Source organism: Providencia rettgeri (assembly GCF_001874625.1).
Classification (GTDB): Bacteria; Pseudomonadota; Gammaproteobacteria; order Enterobacterales; family Enterobacteriaceae; genus Providencia; species Providencia huashanensis.
This window is the reverse complement of sequence record NZ_CP017671.1, coordinates 2,111,448-2,127,816: the sequence shown is the minus strand read 5'-3', so window position 1 is coordinate 2,127,816 and position 16,369 is coordinate 2,111,448. Positions and strand designations below refer to the sequence as shown.

The window sequence follows — 16,369 nt, the reverse complement described above, 5'->3', positions numbered from 1 at the left end:
CTGTTTTATGTGCTAGCCTAACAATTTTTTAATTCGCTGTAACGCACTGAATAAAGAATCGATTTCTTCTTTGGTCGTGTAAATCCCCACAGAAGCTCGGCACATAGCAGGAACATGATAGTGTTCCATTAATGGTAAAGCACAATGGTGCCCTGTACGTATCGCTATTCCATATCTATCAAGAAAAGACCCGACATCATAAGCATGGTGTTGCCCTAAATTAAATGCCAGTACCCCTTCCCGTTTATCATTACCATATAATGTGACTGACGGTATTTCTTGCAGTTTTTCCGATGCGTATGCCATCACTTGAGCTTCATGAGCAAATACATCCGCCAAATTTAGTGCATTCAAATAATCAAATGCCGCCCCTAAACCTATAATGGCACTAACATTCGGGGTACCTGCTTCAAAACGCCATGGGGCATCAGCAAATGTGATACCTTTGGTCAAGCTGACTTGGCGGATCATCGCCCCACCGCCTTCCCATGGTGGCATATTATCAAGGACCGCTTTTTTACCGTAAAGTACCCCAATCCCTGTCGGCCCATATAATTTATGGCCGGAAAAAACGTAAAAATCACAGTCTAAGGCTTGTACATCAACTTGCTGATGCATAGCACCCTGCGCACCATCAACAAGAATGGCAATCTCACTCCCTTTCGAAGCCGCAATAGCCCTTGCTTGTTTGATGATATCTTGTACAGGGTTAACCGTTCCTAATACATTGGAAATATGCGCAAAACTCAATAAACGAGTGCGAGCATCAATAAATTCATTGAGTGAATCTAGCTGCAACCTTCCATCATCAGAAATCGGAATAACACGGATCTCGAAACCGATTTCTTCAGCCAACATATACCAAGGAACAATATTCGCATGATGTTCCATTTCCGTGATAACTATATTATCCCCTTCATGGAAATACTTGCGGCCAAAGCTATTTGCAACAAGATTAATGCCTTCCGTGGTGCCTTTTACAAAGACAATTTCTTCATTTGATGCAGCATGGATAAAATTAGCCGCTTTTTGGCGCACTTCTTCCATCATCGTGGTTGCATTAGCACTGAGAGTATGAATTCCACGATGTACCGCAGCATAGTGATGCAACGTGAACTCACTTTCTTTCTCAATAACTTGCAGCGGTTTCTGTGCACTAGCAGCAGTATCTAAATACACCAAAGGATGATTATTGATTAGTTGAGATAAGGCAGGAAAGTCCTGCCTTACTGAAGCTACATTGAACAGCATAGGTATTAAACCTCCGCTAAGCGCTGGCGGATGTTTGCCATCACAGCGTGTTTTAATTCTTCCGATTCAATAGATTCTGTTAATTCAGCAGCAAATGCGATAATAATCATATGTTTTGCTGCTTTGCCATCGATTCCCCTTGAACGCAGATAAAATAATTGCTCATCATCGATTCGACCAACTGTTGCACCGTGACCGCATTTTACATCATCAGCATAAATTTCAAGTTGTGGCTTAGTATCAATTTCTGCTTTTTCCCCTAACAATAATGTATTGTTAGTCATTTGACCGTCTGTTTTCAACGCATTTGGCGCAACTTTAATCATACCATTAAACACGGCCTTGCTATTGTCCATAGCAATGACTTTATGCCACTGCTGGCTGTTACAGTAGCCTTTGTTATGCTCAAGATAGGTTCGAGTATCTGCAATTTCACTGCCCTTCGGCAATAGCAAACTATTAAGTTCGAAATCGCTATTTTCCCCATCAAGACGTGCGCTAGTATGGTTACGGGTTAATGAGGCACCGAGTAAAAAACTACTGCTTTTTACTCTGCTATCGCGCCCAACAATAATATCATTGTGCGCAAAATGCTGGGCTTGTTCATTTTCTACATTCAATTTGAAATGGCTAAAATCAGCATTATCACCCACTTCAACGGTTAAACGACTTCCCGTCATGTGAGCTTGACCATTTAAGCTTACAAAATGTTCAATTACCTGTGCTTTACTATTGGCTTCTAAACTTAAGTGGTAACGATATTGGCTAAGATTTGTTGCTTGTGTACCCTGATTACCACTAGAGATATTCAATAAATAAAGTGGTTTTTCAGCAATTTTATTCGCCGATAAAGAAATTACCAACGGTTGCACCGCTAAACTTTCTGTTAAATGTAAAAAAATTTCACTATTAACTGGAGATGGCAGCAAATCTTGGTTATCGAGTAAAGCGACTTGGAATGGCCCCATATCGATAGAACTTAACGCAGAACTATAACGACCATCAACTAACACAATGCGGTATGCATCAATGTGTAGAGCTAAGGCTTCGCATTCCGCTGCAGCAACATCTGCTTCACTAAAACGATACTCCGTTTCTAATACACTATTTAATGGCGTGTAATGCCAGTCTTCATGACGAAATGTAGGTAAACCGACATGCTTTGCCATTTCCCAATGGGTTTTAGCATGTTGTGAGTTCGCCCCATGACGCTGTTCATATAATGTCGCAAAACGTGACATTGCGCGCTCATTGAGCGCAGCAACTTGAGCACGTTTCTCTGCTTTCTCACTGTTGGTCAATAAGCCAGCCATAACCTTGCTCCTCAAGTTTTTTCGCTAAACTGAAATCACCCGATTTGATGATTTTCCCTTGATAAAGCACATGGACAAAATCTGGCTTCACATAATCCAAAATACGCTGATAGTGAGTCACAATTATGAATGAGCGATCAGGCGAACGCAGAGAGTTAACCCCATTTGCCACAATTTTCAACGCATCGATATCCAAGCCTGAATCCGTTTCATCTAAGATACACAGTTGCGGCTCAAGTGCTGCCATTTGCAAGATATCATTACGTTTTTTCTCACCACCAGAGAAGCCTACATTCACTGAACGCGCCAGTAAGTCTTCGGGCATTTCCAATAGTTTGATTTTATCTTCGATAAAGTCTTGGAAATCAAAGCGATCTAAAGCTTCTTGTTGACGATATTCTCTTACCGCATTCACCGCAGTTTGTAGGAAAAACTGATTACTTACACCAGGAATTTCAACGGGATATTGAAAGGCTAAAAAGACGCCCTCACCTGCACGCTCTTCAGGGTCTAGCTCAAACAGGTCTTTACCTTTAAATGTCACTTCACCACTGTCAACTTCATATTCTTCACGGCCTGCGAGAGTGGCTGACAATGTACTTTTACCAGAACCATTCGGCCCCATGATGGCGTGGACCTCCCCTGGTTTTACTTCCAGAGATAACCCTTTTAAAATCTCATTCCCTTCTACACTCACGTGTAAGTTTTTAACACTTAACATATTCACATGCCTTTAGCGCTTAAGCGCAAATAAACTCATATTAGGATCAGCCAACGCTGTGTTCTAAGCTGATCGCCAGCAATTTTTGTGCTTCTACGGCAAATTCCAACGGAAGCTCCGAGAACACATCCTTACAGAAACCATTTACAATCATTGAAATGGCATCATCTTCGCTAATGCCACGTTGTAAACAGTAAAACAGCTGGTCTTCCCCTATACGTGAGGTTGTTGCTTCATGTTCTAATTGTGCCGTATTATTTTTTACTTCCACATAGGGAAAAGTATGTGCTCCGCATTGTGTCCCTATTAACATAGAGTCACACTGGGTAAAGTTACGCGCGTTATGAGCACTCGGTAAAATTTTCACTAATCCGCGATAACTGTTCTGACTTTTACCTGCTGAAATCCCCTTGGAAATAATTGTAGAACGCGTATTTTTCCCAATATGGATCATTTTCGTTCCAGTATCAGCTTGTTGATTACCATTGGTTAATGCAACGGAGAAAAATTCACCTACTGAGTTATCACCTTTGAGAATAACACTTGGGTATTTCCATGTAATAGCAGAACCGGTCTCAGACTGTGTCCATGACATTTTAGAATTTTCACCTTCGCATAATGCACGTTTAGTCACGAAGTTTAAAATCCCACCCGTTTCGCTATCACCACCAGAAAACCAATTTTGCACCGTTGAATACTTCACTTCTGCATCTTTGTGAATAATCACTTCAACCACAGCAGCATGGAGCTGGTAGCTATCACGGACAGGCGCTGAACACCCTTCGATATAACTCACGTAGCTCCCTTCATCAGCGATGAGGATAGTACGTTCAAATTGGCCTGTTTTCGCCGCATTAATCCTAAAATAGGTTGAAAGCTCCATAGGACAATGCACCCCTTTCGGGACATAAACAAACGTACCATCTGATGCAACCGCAGCATTGAGTGCCGCAAAAAAGTTGTCATGACTTGATACAACAGTACCTAGGTATTTTTGTACCAGTTCTGGATATTCTTGGATCGCTTCACTAAACGAACAAAAAATAACGCCATGTTTGGCAAGGTCATCACGATATGTCGTCGAAACGGAAACCGAGTCAAAAATAGCATCAACCGCGACGGCTTTCCCTTCACGAACCGGAACACCTAGTTGATTAAACGCTTCTTCAACTTCTGCCGTTAAATAACTATTGGTTTCAGCAACACCAGTACCTTGAGTTGCACCTGATTGAGAACCGCACGTATCATCACACGCACCACATGATGGTGCAGAGTAATAGCTATAATCTTGATAATCTAAGCTTGGATAATTCGCCTTAAGCCAATGTGGCTCCTCCATGCCTTTCCAATGATTAAAAGCATCGAGGCGGAATTGTAGCATCCACTCTGGTTCATTACGTTTTGCTGAAATGGCGCGGATCACATCTTCGTTGATCCCTTTTTCCATTTCATCCGTTGCGACTTCAGTAAAGAAGCCTTCTTTATAACGCTGGTCATCAAGCCAGCTTTGAACATCATCGCCAACTTCTACATTGCTCTGTGACATAATCTGACTTCACATGTTAAACGCCGAAGCTTTCACCACACCCACAGGCATGTTGTGCTTTCGGGTTATTGAATTTGAAAATTTGATTCAGCCCTTCTTGGACAAAATCAACGACTGTACCATCAATAAATGGCATTGCTTCTTTTGGCACATAAAGACGTGCGCCATCGAGTTCAAATAACAGGTGTTGGTCTGTTGGGTTTTCGATCATTTCAAATACATAACCGAAACCTGCGCAGCCAGACTGTTTTACGCCCAGTGAAAGCCCTTTCGTATTTGGGTTTTGCACCATCAATTTTTTGATTTGTTTTGCAGCGCTTTGTGTCAGGCTAACTCCCTGCCAACTGTTTTCATCAAATGAAAATGTCTCTACACCGTCAGTCATATTGACCCCACATTTCTTATGGCTTTTCAGCCTGTTATCAGGAGATTAACTCTGTCTACCCTATGGTAATGATTAGCTATTCTACTTCAACCATTTGTTTTAAGAGGTTATAGCTATTTTAGTTCTTTTTTTATTCATTATGAGCTTATCGAATCACCAATAATGTCTTTCTTATCACTTAACTTATTGAAATAAGAAAAATAAAATAGAACTATTTTTTTATTTGATTTTGTACTGAATAATACAATTAAATGACACAAATTAATAAAGATGTATTTATTATACAACTTTATTAATGCGATAAAAAACGAATTTACGGATAAAACAGCAGATAAAAACACTACTAATAGGAAGGTTATTGGTGGCTTTTAGCTACTCAAAGCCTACAAGCCACCTAAACATAGCTGTGATTATTCAAATAATACCGCAGTCGTTAGACGGGAAGTACAACACAGTTTTCCTTGTTCATTGAATATTTCAATATTCCAAACTTGCTGGCGACGCCCTAAGTGAATAGGTTTGCAAATGCCTTTAACAACCCCCGAACGCGCTGCACGGACATGGTTTGCATTAATTTCTAGGCCAACCACTCTTTGCTCACCTTCCGTACATAAATAACCCGCTATTGACCCTAAAGACTCAGCAAGCACCACGGAAGCGCCACCATGAAGTAAACCAAACGGTTGTTTAGTTCGCTCATCAACAGGCATTGTTCCCTCTAAATAATCATCACCAAATGCTGTGATCTCAATACCAATATGCCCTAACATGCACGTTTTTGACATTTCAGCTAATTGTTGCAAATTAAATTGACGTTTCCAAATCATTAAACTATCTCCAACAGTGCTTGAATCGGGTGTTTTATAACTGTATTTTCCATACGCTTCACTTGGCTACGGCAAGAATAACCGGGGCTTAAGCAACGCTCTTTTGGTAAAGAGGCCATCGCTCCTTTCCAAGATAAGTTATAAATTCCTTTGGAATTTTCAAGGTTTGCCACTTCATGACCGTAAGTTCCCGCCATTCCACAGCAACCCACACTGACATTATTCAGTTTGTGGCCAAAACGTGCAAATAAGCTTGCCCATTGGCTCGCACTATTTGGTAAAGCCGTTGATTCCGTACAATGCCCAAAAAAGTACCAAGGCTCAGCTGCATTTACTTTGGCATTTTGTGGTGCAGGTAAACTCACTAACCATTCATGAGCCAACATTACAGTAAACTGGCACTGTTCTTTTCCTAAAATTTCATGGTATTCATCGCGATAACATAAAACTAATGCAGGGTCGACGCCAACCATGGGTAACTTTAATTTTGCTACGCGATTTAAAAAGTCTGCGGTTCTACGTGCTGTTTTCGCAAATTTTGCCAAAAAACCCTTAATATGCTGCGCCTTACCATTCGGTGAAAATGGTAATAAAACAGGTTTATAGCCCAATTTTTCAATTAATCGCACAAAATCTGCGACCACTTTCGCATCGTAATAGCTGGTGAAAGGGTCTTGTACTACCAACACGTATTTTTCGCGCTGAGCAGCCCCCATACCTTCTAGTTGCTCGAGTGTTACTGACACCGCAGTATGCCCCAAAAGCTCTTGTTTCAATGTAGGCTGAGAAAATAAGGGTAAATCGACCATACCTATCGTGTGTTGGCTAAGCTTTTGCACTATTGGCTGACGTAAAAAGAAATTAAATACACCTGGTACCTTAGAGAATAATGGTGCACTGCTCTCTACGTTAGCAACAATATGATCACGCACAGGGCGTAAGTAGCGACCGTGATATAAGGCTAAAAATTTCGCTCTAAATGAAGGTACATCAATTTTGATTGGGCACTGTGTTGAGCAGGCTTTGCAAGCAAGGCACCCGGCCATTGATGCTTTTACTTCGTGAGAAAAATCGTAATCTCCTTGCTTTGCCCGCCAAGTATTACGCGTTTTCTCAATTAAACCACGTAAGGAAGGTGAGTCTTGCTTAATGCCCTTTTCGAGGTAGTCCGGAGTCACTCCTTGATCTGCTAATAGCCTTAACCATTCTCGAACAAGTGTTGCACGACCTTTAGGTGAATGAATGCGCTGACCACTCACTTTCATCGACGGGCACATAGGGCTTTTAACATCAAAATTAAAACATAGCCCATTCCCATTACACTCCATAGCTCCCCGAAATTGCTCGCGAACCTGAACAGGGATTTGCCTATCATAAGTGCCTCGTTTGATATCATCGACCTGTTTCATTGGAGCATCAAGCCCTGCTGGAGGGCAAATCTTCCCAGGGTTCAAACGGTTGTCTGGGTCAAATGCCGCTTTGATGTTACGTAATTCGCTATACAGTACGTCCCCAAAAAACTCAGGGCTATATTGTGCGCGAAAACCTTTACCATGCTCTCCCCACAGCAACCCACCATATTTAGCTGTTAATGCAACAATTTCATCAGAAATTTGTTTCATCAATATTTCTTGTTGTGGATCACACATATCTAGAGCTGGCCGAACATGTAATACCCCCGCATCGACATGCCCAAACATGCCATAATTCAGATTATGGCCATCGAGTAGCGCTCGGAACTCAACAATATAATCAGCTAGATGCTCTGGTGGTACACAAGTATCTTCTACAAATGGAATTGGTTTTGCCGCACCTTTACTATTACCTAACAAGCCAACTGCCTTTTTACGCATATTATAAATGCGAGTTATATCATCAAGGTCATGACAAGTTTGATAGCCAATCACACCCGCTTGATTATTTGCCATTAACTCATCAAGTCGTTGGCACAAACTGTCTGTCAGCTGGTTAATTTCACTTTCATCATCGCCACTAAATTCAACGATATTAAGACCTAACATTTCTTTATTAGGAATATCAGTAATTAATGCTTTTACAGAGTGCCAAACGATATCTTCACGGGCTAGATTCAGCACTTTAGAATCGACGGTTTCAACAGATAATGCTTTAGCATCAACCATAAAAGGGGCATTACGCAGTGCTGACTCAAAAGAGTCATATTTTACGTTAACCAGCCTGCGTACTTTTGGCAATGGCGTGATATCAAGGGTGGCTTCAGTAATAAACGCTAAAGACCCCTCTGAACCCGTCAAAATGCGGGTAAGGTCAAATTCAGTTAATTCATCATTAAAAACATGACGTAAGTCGTAGCCTGTCAGAAAACGATTTAACTTTGGGAATTTTTCTTCAATTAATGGCCGCTGTTCTAAGCAGCGTTCTAGTACCGTTTTATAAATACGCCCGACAATAGAATCCTCGGACGCAATCGATTGGGCGAGTTCGATAGGCATAGCACGAGTATCAATGCACTCCCCCCCTAATACCATGGCTTTAACACCTAAAACGTGGTCGGATGTTTTACCGTAGACTAATGAACCTTGCCCTGATGCATCGGTGTTGATCATTCCCCCCAAGGTTGCACGGTTACTGGTCGATAGCTCAGGAGAGAAGAAATAACCATAAGGTTTTAAAAATTGGTTTAACTGATCTTTGATTACGCCAGCTTCAACTTTGACCCAACCTTGCTCGGGGTTTATTTCTAAAATACGATTCATATAGCGGGACATATCCACGACAATCCCTTCTGTTAAGGATTGCCCGTTAGTCCCTGTACCACCACCTCTTGGCGTAAAGCTAAGTTCACGATATTTGGATTGCCCGGCTACGCGTGTAATAATTTGTACATCTGCACTAGAACGCGGGAAAACAACCGCTTGAGGCAATAGTTGATAAATACTGTTGTCTGTCGCCATGGATAACCGTTCAGCGTAGCTGGTACCGTTATCACCAGTAAAACCTTGTTCTTGTAGCTCATGCAAGAACTCAATGACTAATTGACTAAGATGAGGAGCTTCTGATATACGCGGGATCATTATTAACGATGACTCTTGTTGTTTAGTGTTCGCATTACTCGTTATGTACTATCTTTACTTTAAGTTGCACAATAGCGTCTCAGGTTTATGACTTATTACCTTCACAGCTAGTAAAAACGGTACAGCCGCTGATGACATTGTCATAATGAACCATATCACAATATTGTTTTTTTTAATCGTGAAAAATAATTTCGTTATTTTCACCTAAAAATTTGCCGTATAAGCAGAATTTTCATTTATTAAGGATCAATCATTAATGGAAAAATCGCAAAAACGTTTGGATCTCCCCAAACTTATTTTCGGCCTATTGTCCATCATCTTAATGATAGCCGCCTGTTTTTGGGTACTTAATCCCTTTATTCTTGGCTTTGTATGGGCAGGGATGATGGTTATTGCAACATGGCCACTATTATTACGGCTAGAAGCGCGCTTATGGCGTAAGCGTTGGCTAGCTGCATTAGTGATGGTTCTTCTTATATTACTGTTGTTTGTTATCCCATTAGGGGTTTTGATTGGAAGTATTATTGATAATAGCACTCCATTGATTGATTTAGCCAAGTCCCCTTCAAGCCTGACATTACCAGAGCTAGAATGGCTAAATACCATACCGATGGTAGGCGAAAAAATTTATTACGCATGGCATAGCCTTGTAGCAAGTGGCGGTAACGCCCTACTCGCAAAAATCCAACCTTACTTTGGTCAAGCCGCGGGGTGGTTCGCCACACAAGCGATCAGCGCAGGGCGCTTTGTATTTCATTTAATCTTAATGTTACTGTTTAGCGGCTTACTTTACCTTAAGGGTGAATCTGTCATGTTAGGCATACGTCACTTTGCTGTGCGCCTTGCAGGCATGCGTGGTGATGCAGCTGTTTTATTAGCAGCTCAATCAATAAGAGCGGTGGCATTGGGCGTCGTCGTGACAGCGTTAATCCAAGCTATTGTCGGTGGGATTGGCCTTGCACTTTCTGGCATTGGTTATGCTGCAATCCTCACTGTTTTACTGTTTATCTGCTGTGTTGCTCAAATAGGGCCGCTGTTGATTATGGTGCCATCTGTTATATGGTTATTTTGGACTGGTGATACCACTTGGGGAATTATTCTCGCCATTTGGGCTGCGGTTGTGGCAACAATGGACGGTGTTCTTCGTCCTTGGTTGATTAAAATGGGTGCCGATTTGCCGATGGTACTAATCTTAGTTGGGGTTATCGGGGGTATCTTATCATTCGGGATGATAGGCCTATTTATCGGTCCCGTTGTATTAGCTGTTTCATATAGTTTATTAAAAGCATGGATGAATGAGGTAGCTATGCCTAATGAGAACTTAGCTGAAACAGAGAAATTTCTTGAAGATGTGTTCATGATTAAGAAATAGTTGCAATTAATTGAAACAGGCATGTTGTCGATATACATGTCTGTTTCATTAATGATTTCATTTCTCATTAATATTTAGAAACAATATTTAACATTCTAATGTTAGTATTTAGCCTAATTTATGTTAACATAATTCTATTGGAATAATTCTCTTAAGTAACAACAAGTAAGTTTATTATTGAGAGTGTTCTTAATGCTTGTATAATATAAATACTTTATTATCTAGCCATTGAATCAAACAAACATGAAAAGCCATGCTACCCCCTTAAAGCACGGTTTTATTAACCAAATTGCTGTGTGTAGTCTTTGCCTGTCAGCCCATGATAGGCTTTTTTTTTATCTAGTTCCTCAATATGAAAATTATTCACATCAAAATTAAATCATCTGTTTTATAAGTATTGATAAGAATCAACTTCTGGTACCAAACATAAGTAAACATACTCCTTTAGCGTTATATATAACCCGCACTATTATTACTTTCATGAGCTTTATAATTAAAGTACATTTAATTACTCATCATACGTGTAATTGATTTGGAATAATTATGTTTATGTACGCAAAAAGAATTGCATAATCATTCAATCGAGTTATTTAGTATGAAATAACTCAATAATAGCTATTAACTATTGTAATAATAGATAATTTAAATTAATAAAAAAAGCCGAAAGGTTTTCACCTCTCGACTTTCATTATTAGCTCAGTAATGATTACTGATTTTCAGCGATCGTTAACCAAGTTTGCACGACAGTGTCTGGGTTTAAAGATAAACTATCAATACCTTCATCAACTAACCACTGAGCGAAGTCTTGGTGATCTGAAGGACCTTGCCCACAAATACCAACATATTTATTTTGGCGTTTAGCTGCTTGTATTGCCATCGATAGCATTGCCTTAACCGCGTCGTTTCGCTCATCGAATAGCTCAGAAACAACACCAGAATCCCTATCAAGGCCTAATGTTAATTGAGTCATATCGTTTGAACCAATAGAGAACCCATCAAAGTGCTCAAGGAATTGGTCAGCCAGCAAAGCATTCGATGGTATTTCACACATCATAATCACTTTTAAGCCGTTCTCTCCGCGCTTAAGGTCATGTTTTGCCATCTCCGCAATGACAGCCTCAGCTTGTGCGACAGTACGCACAAACGGGATCATTACCTCAACGTTCGTGAGCCCCATAGTATTACGCACGCGCTTAACGGCTTCGCATTCCAACGCAAAACATGCACGGAAGCTATCAGAAACATAACGCCCTGCACCACGGAAACCAAGCATAGGGTTTTCTTCTTCAGGCTCATAAATATCCCCACCGACTAAATTGGCATATTCATTTGATTTGAAGTCTGATAAACGCACAATAACGCGTTTTGGCCAGAAGGCTGCTGCTAACGTTGAAATACCCTCGGTTAATTTGCCCACATAGAACTCGATTGGGTCGTCATAACCGGCCATCATTTCGCGGATTTCAGTTTGTAATTCAGGAGACTGTTCATCAAATTCTAACAATGCTCTTGGGTGAACACCAATCATGCGATTGATGATAAACTCCAGTCTCGCTAAACCAACACCTTCATTTGGCAAACAAGCAAAATCAAATGCACGGTCAGGATTACCCACATTCATCATGATTTTGACACCAAGGCTTGGCATTTCACTCACTTCAGAACTGTGAATTTCAAATTCCAACTTGCCTTGGTAAACAAAGCCAGTATCACCTTCCGAGCAGGAAACAGTGACTTCTTGACCTTCTTGTAAACGGTCAGTTGCATCACCACAACCAACAACAGCAGGTATCCCTAGCTCACGAGCGATGATAGCGGCATGGCAAGTACGCCCACCACGATTAGTGACAATCGCAGCAGCTTTTTTCATGATTGGCTCCCAGTCAGGGTCTGTCATGTCTGTAACTAAGACATCACCAGCCTGAATGCGATCCATCTCACTTAAATTATGAATCACTTTTACTACACCGGAACCAATGCGGTGACCAATAGCGCGCCCTTCAACTAAAACCTGTCCTTGCTCTTTAAGTTGATAGCGTTCCATGACTTGTTGATTTGAACGCACTGTTTCTGGTCTTGCTTGGACAATATATAAACGCCCATTGTGACCATCTTTAGCCCACTCAATATCCATTGGACGACCATAATGCTTTTCAATCTGTAAAGCTTGACGAGCGAGCTCTTCAACTTCATGGTCAGCCAGAGAGAAACGATTGCGTAGGGTTTCTGGCACATCTTCAATCTGAACTTGTTTACCGTGCTCTTTACTATCGGCATACACCATTTGTAGTTTTTTAGAGCCTAGAGTACGGCGTACAATCGCAGGGCGGTTATTTTTCAAGGTTGGCTTATGGACATAAAACTCATCCGGATTTACCGCCCCTTGTACCACCATTTCACCTAGGCCATAAGCTGAGGTAATGAAAACTACCTGATCAAAACCAGATTCGGTATCAATAGTAAACATCACGCCCGAAGATGCTAAATCAGAGCGTACCATTCTTTGCACACCCGCCGACAGAGCTACTCCACGGTGATCGTAACCTTGGTGAACACGATACGAAATAGCGCGGTCATTAAACAACGAAGCAAAAACATGTTTAATCGCCACTAATACAGCATCAATCCCTTGAACATTAAGGAATGTCTCCTGTTGCCCCGCAAATGAAGCATCAGGCATATCCTCTGCGGTTGCTGATGAGCGAACAGCAAATGATGCTTCGGCTTCCCCTTCTGAAAGTTGAGCGAACGCGTCACGAATATCTTGTTCCAACTCCTTCGTCAATGGCGTATCAATCACCCATTGACGGATCTGAGCACCTGCAACAGCCAGTTGGTTCACATCATCAATATCCGTTTCATCTAGCAGGTTATAAATGCGTTGATTTACACCGCTCTGCTCCAGAAAATCATTAAACGCCTGTGCGGTTGTCGCGAAACCGTTAGGTACGGATACACCCAGATCAGATAAGTTTGTGATCATTTCACCTAAGGAGGCATTTTTACCGCCAACCCGGTCAACATCATTCATCCCTAATTGGTTATACCAAAGTACATTACACGGAGTAAGGCCATTTGTGGACATTGAAAGTGATCCTTTTATAGCAATTTAGTGACAGAGTACAAATCGTAAAAAATCTCATTGGCGAAAATTCGCCTCGTGAAATAGACTAGCACAGACATTAGTAGAAGATGGACTGGTGAATCGTTCCATCAAATAAGAAAAATGTTTTGTTCTAAAAATCGCTCAAATAATGGCTATACTTTCCCTTATAAACTAATTTTTAAACTTTAAACAAAGATAATATCTCTATAAAACTAGTGATAAATACAATAAAAGATAAATAACAATGAATAAATTAGATTCGATGAACAACCCAATACAAAGAACTGTTTTCTTTATTTCAGATGGTACAGCTATCACTGCTGAAACTCTGGGGCATGCTGTCCTTTCACAATTTCCACTAGCTTTTATTTCTTATACCCTGCCTTTCGTTACCACGCCGGCCCGCGCACAAGAAATAAAACAAAAAATTGATACCATATTTGAAGAAACACAACTTCGCCCATTAGTGTTCTATTCGATTATTTCCCCTGAAGTTAGGCAAATCATCACGCAAAGTTCTGGTTTTTGCCAAGATATTGTCCAAAGTTTAGTTGCTCCAATCCAAAAAGAAGTTGGCCTTGAACCAGAACCTAAGCTCAATCGTACGCACGGCTTGTCAATGCAAAATATGATCCAATACGATGCTCGTATTGCAGCCATTGAATATACACTCGCACATGATGATGGTATTTCTCTGCGTAATTTAGACCAAGCTCAAGTCATTCTTATCGGTGTTTCTCGCTGTGGCAAAACCCCTACCAGCCTATATTTAGCTATGCAATTTGGCATTCAAGCCGCCAATTATCCATTTACTGCTGATGATATGGACAATCTAAAGCTCCCCGTGGCTCTTCGCCCTTATACCCACAAATTATTTGGCTTAACGATTAGCCCTGAACGTTTAGCCGCTATCCGTGAAGAACGCCGTGAAAATAGCCGTTATGCATCGATAAGGCAGTGCCGTATTGAAATTGCTGAAGTCGAAGCATTATTTAGGCAGAATAAAATCAACTACTTAAATACAACTAACTACTCAGTGGAAGAAATTTCAGCAAAAGTGATTGATACAATGGGTTTACAGAGACGTATATTTTGATAAAAAATATAAAATATAATTGATACAAATTACTTTGTAGGTTGAAATTAAGCCATTTTCGTTTATTGTGATCTTTATCACTGATACGGCATCTGCCTATTAAAGTTTTGAGAACCAAAATGCAAAAAACTGATGAATTACGCACTGCAAGAGTGGACAGTTTAATTACACCACAAACTCTCGCTGATGAATTTCCTATTTCCCAAAAGGTTGCCAATAACGTGACAGCGTCACGTAAGCGCATAGAACAGATCTTATCGGGGGAAGACCCGCGTTTACTTGTTATCGTCGGTCCTTGCTCAATTCATGATATTGACGCGGCAATTGAATACGCGACAAAGCTGAATGTATTAAGGGAACGTCATCAAAACCGCTTAGAAATTGTTATGCGGACTTATTTTGAAAAACCGCGCACCGTTGTTGGCTGGAAAGGACTAATTTCTGACCCAAATTTAGATAACTCCTGCCAAGTCAATACAGGAATACGCCTCGCGCGAAAATTACTAATAGAAGTTAACCAGCTTGGTTTAGCAACAGCAACTGAGTTTCTCGACATGGTTACGGGCCAATATATTGCTGACCTTATTAGTTGGGGGGCTATTGGTGCGCGAACGACAGAAAGCCAAATTCACCGCGAAATGGCTTCTGCGCTCTCCTGCCCTGTTGGTTTTAAAAATGGTACAGATGGCAATATTAATATTGCTATTGATGCAATTAGAGCCGCAAAAGCACAACATATGTTTTTGTCCCCAGATAAAAACGGCCAAATGACCATCTACCAAACCAGCGGTAATCCACATGGCCATATTATTATGCGCGGGGGGAAACAACCGAATTATTCTGCTGGGGACTTAGCCGCAGCCTGCGATAAGCTGCGCAAATTTGAACTGCCAGAGCATTTAGTCGTCGACTTTAGTCATGGTAATTGTCAAAAAATTCACCGCCGTCAATTAGAAGTCGCTCGGGATATTGCAGAGCAAATAAAGGATGGCTCTACCGCGATAAGCGGTGTAATGGCTGAAAGCTTTTTAATTGAAGGCACACAGAAAGTCATCGCTGACCAAGCTTTAGTTTATGGTCAATCGATTACTGACCCATGCCTTGGCTGGGAAGATACTGAACAACTCATTGAAATCCTTTCTCAAGCGGTTGATTCTCGCTTCAAATAGCCTAGCTTAGTATCAAACATTTCTATCACGCCCTTTAGTTATATTCTAATTAAAGGGCTTTTTAATATAAAATAATAATAACACTCAATTAAATATAATTTATTTATATTAATAACTGTTTATTTAAATTAAAAGCACAGATTAAATCAAAAAAACTCTTGACCACTCAAACCTTAACGATAATAATTCTCACTACAGCTCGTTTTATCTATTAGCTCACTGTAAAACAACGCCATTATTTCTATTAATGACTATAAAAGACGATAAACAATAGGTTAAGTCCCCATAAAAATTCGGGTATGTATTCATCTAAGGTGCTTACTAAATTGAAATGGAGCTCTTTGTTTATTGGCAATAAATAGCAAATATAACAATGGATTGTTTTATATCGCTATCAAATTTATCAACCAAAAGGCGGGGTTGATAATAAACGCTAATAAATAAAAACGTTATATAAAATACTTTTAGCATGCCACCCAGATAATCTATCCAGGCAGCCAGCGTAACCTAAAATATAAGGAAAGGACTTC

At 40.6% G+C, this 16,369-nt stretch carries 11 protein-coding genes; 3 read left to right on the top strand and 8 right to left on the bottom strand.

What is annotated here, in order from left to right; translation table 11 throughout:
* Positions 1-12 precede the first annotated feature (12 nt).
* The 7 genes from sufS to ydiJ all read right to left on the bottom strand — a co-directional run bounded on the left by sufS (position 13) and on the right by ydiJ (position 9,096).
* Entirely contained in the window at positions 13-1,251 is a 1,239-nt protein-coding gene (gene sufS / locus RB151_RS09750; RefSeq protein ID WP_042844038.1) for a cysteine desulfurase SufS, read from the bottom strand.
* A 5-nt stretch (positions 1,252-1,256) separates the two neighbouring features.
* Positions 1,257-2,564 carry a Fe-S cluster assembly protein SufD gene (sufD, locus tag RB151_RS09745; RefSeq protein ID WP_042844039.1) on the bottom strand — a complete coding sequence of 436 codons (1,308 nt, stop codon included), beginning with the start codon at positions 2,562-2,564 and terminating at the stop codon, positions 1,257-1,259.
* Positions 2,539-3,285 (bottom strand): Fe-S cluster assembly ATPase SufC, encoded by a 747-nt coding sequence (gene sufC / locus RB151_RS09740; RefSeq protein ID WP_042844040.1) that lies wholly within the window; start codon positions 3,283-3,285, stop codon positions 2,539-2,541. Before sufC ends, sufD begins: the two co-directional genes overlap by 26 nt.
* Positions 3,286-3,331: 46 nt before the next feature.
* Positions 3,332-4,831: a Fe-S cluster assembly protein SufB gene (sufB, locus tag RB151_RS09735; protein ID WP_042844041.1), complete on the bottom strand. Its 1,500-nt coding sequence runs from the start codon at positions 4,829-4,831 to the stop codon at positions 3,332-3,334.
* 16 nt (positions 4,832-4,847) lie between these two features.
* On the bottom strand, positions 4,848-5,216 hold the full coding sequence (gene sufA / locus RB151_RS09730) for a Fe-S cluster assembly scaffold SufA (protein WP_042844042.1): 369 nt from the start codon (positions 5,214-5,216) through the stop codon (positions 4,848-4,850).
* 410 nt (positions 5,217-5,626) lie between these two features.
* Entirely contained in the window at positions 5,627-6,043 is a 417-nt protein-coding gene (gene menI / locus RB151_RS09725) for a 1,4-dihydroxy-2-naphthoyl-CoA hydrolase (RefSeq protein WP_042844043.1), read from the bottom strand.
* A complete protein-coding gene (ydiJ, locus tag RB151_RS09720) occupies positions 6,043-9,096 on the bottom strand; it encodes a D-2-hydroxyglutarate dehydrogenase YdiJ (RefSeq protein ID WP_042844044.1) in 3,054 nt (1,017 codons plus the stop codon). Before ydiJ ends, menI begins: the two co-directional genes overlap by 1 nt.
* A 256-nt stretch (positions 9,097-9,352) precedes the next feature.
* On the opposite strand from ydiJ, the gene ydiK reads away from it, so the two are divergent.
* On the top strand, positions 9,353-10,468 hold the full coding sequence (ydiK, locus tag RB151_RS09715; protein ID WP_042844045.1) for an AI-2E family transporter YdiK: 1,116 nt from the start codon (positions 9,353-9,355) through the stop codon (positions 10,466-10,468).
* 706 nt (positions 10,469-11,174) lie between these two features.
* Here ydiK and ppsA read toward each other — a convergent pair.
* Positions 11,175-13,553, bottom strand: a complete 2,379-nt coding sequence (gene ppsA, locus RB151_RS09710) for a phosphoenolpyruvate synthase (RefSeq protein WP_042844046.1) — start codon at positions 13,551-13,553, stop codon at positions 11,175-11,177.
* Positions 13,554-13,848: 295 nt separating this feature from the next.
* On the opposite strand from ppsA, the gene ppsR reads away from it, so the two are divergent.
* Both ppsR and RB151_RS09700 read left to right on the top strand, forming a co-directional pair.
* Positions 13,849-14,670, top strand: a complete 822-nt coding sequence (ppsR, locus tag RB151_RS09705; RefSeq protein WP_269466240.1) for a posphoenolpyruvate synthetase regulatory kinase/phosphorylase PpsR — start codon at positions 13,849-13,851, stop codon at positions 14,668-14,670.
* A gap of 119 nt (positions 14,671-14,789) precedes the next feature.
* A complete protein-coding gene (locus tag RB151_RS09700) occupies positions 14,790-15,839 on the top strand; it encodes a 3-deoxy-7-phosphoheptulonate synthase (RefSeq protein WP_042844048.1) in 1,050 nt (349 codons plus the stop codon).
* The last annotated feature ends 530 nt before the right edge of the window (positions 15,840-16,369 follow it).

Excerpts from the sequence above, each read along its gene's own strand:
- sufS (WP_042844038.1), bottom strand. The coding sequence starts at position 1,251 with ATGCTGTTCAATGTAGCTTCAGTAAGGCAGGACTTTCCTGCCTTATCT.
- sufD (WP_042844039.1), bottom strand. The coding sequence starts at position 2,564 with ATGGCTGGCTTATTGACCAACAGTGAGAAAGCAGAGAAACGTGCTCAA.
- sufC (WP_042844040.1), bottom strand. The coding sequence starts at position 3,285 with ATGTTAAGTGTTAAAAACTTACACGTGAGTGTAGAAGGGAATGAGATT.
- sufB (WP_042844041.1), bottom strand. The coding sequence starts at position 4,831 with ATGTCACAGAGCAATGTAGAAGTTGGCGATGATGTTCAAAGCTGGCTT.
- sufA (WP_042844042.1), bottom strand. The coding sequence starts at position 5,216 with ATGACTGACGGTGTAGAGACATTTTCATTTGATGAAAACAGTTGGCAG.
- menI (WP_042844043.1), bottom strand. The coding sequence starts at position 6,043 with ATGATTTGGAAACGTCAATTTAATTTGCAACAATTAGCTGAAATGTCA.
- ydiJ (WP_042844044.1), bottom strand. The coding sequence starts at position 9,096 with ATGATCCCGCGTATATCAGAAGCTCCTCATCTTAGTCAATTAGTCATT.
- ydiK (WP_042844045.1), top strand. The coding sequence starts at position 9,353 with ATGGAAAAATCGCAAAAACGTTTGGATCTCCCCAAACTTATTTTCGGC.
- ppsA (WP_042844046.1), bottom strand. The coding sequence starts at position 13,553 with ATGTCCACAAATGGCCTTACTCCGTGTAATGTACTTTGGTATAACCAA.
- RB151_RS09700 (WP_042844048.1), top strand. The coding sequence starts at position 14,790 with ATGCAAAAAACTGATGAATTACGCACTGCAAGAGTGGACAGTTTAATT.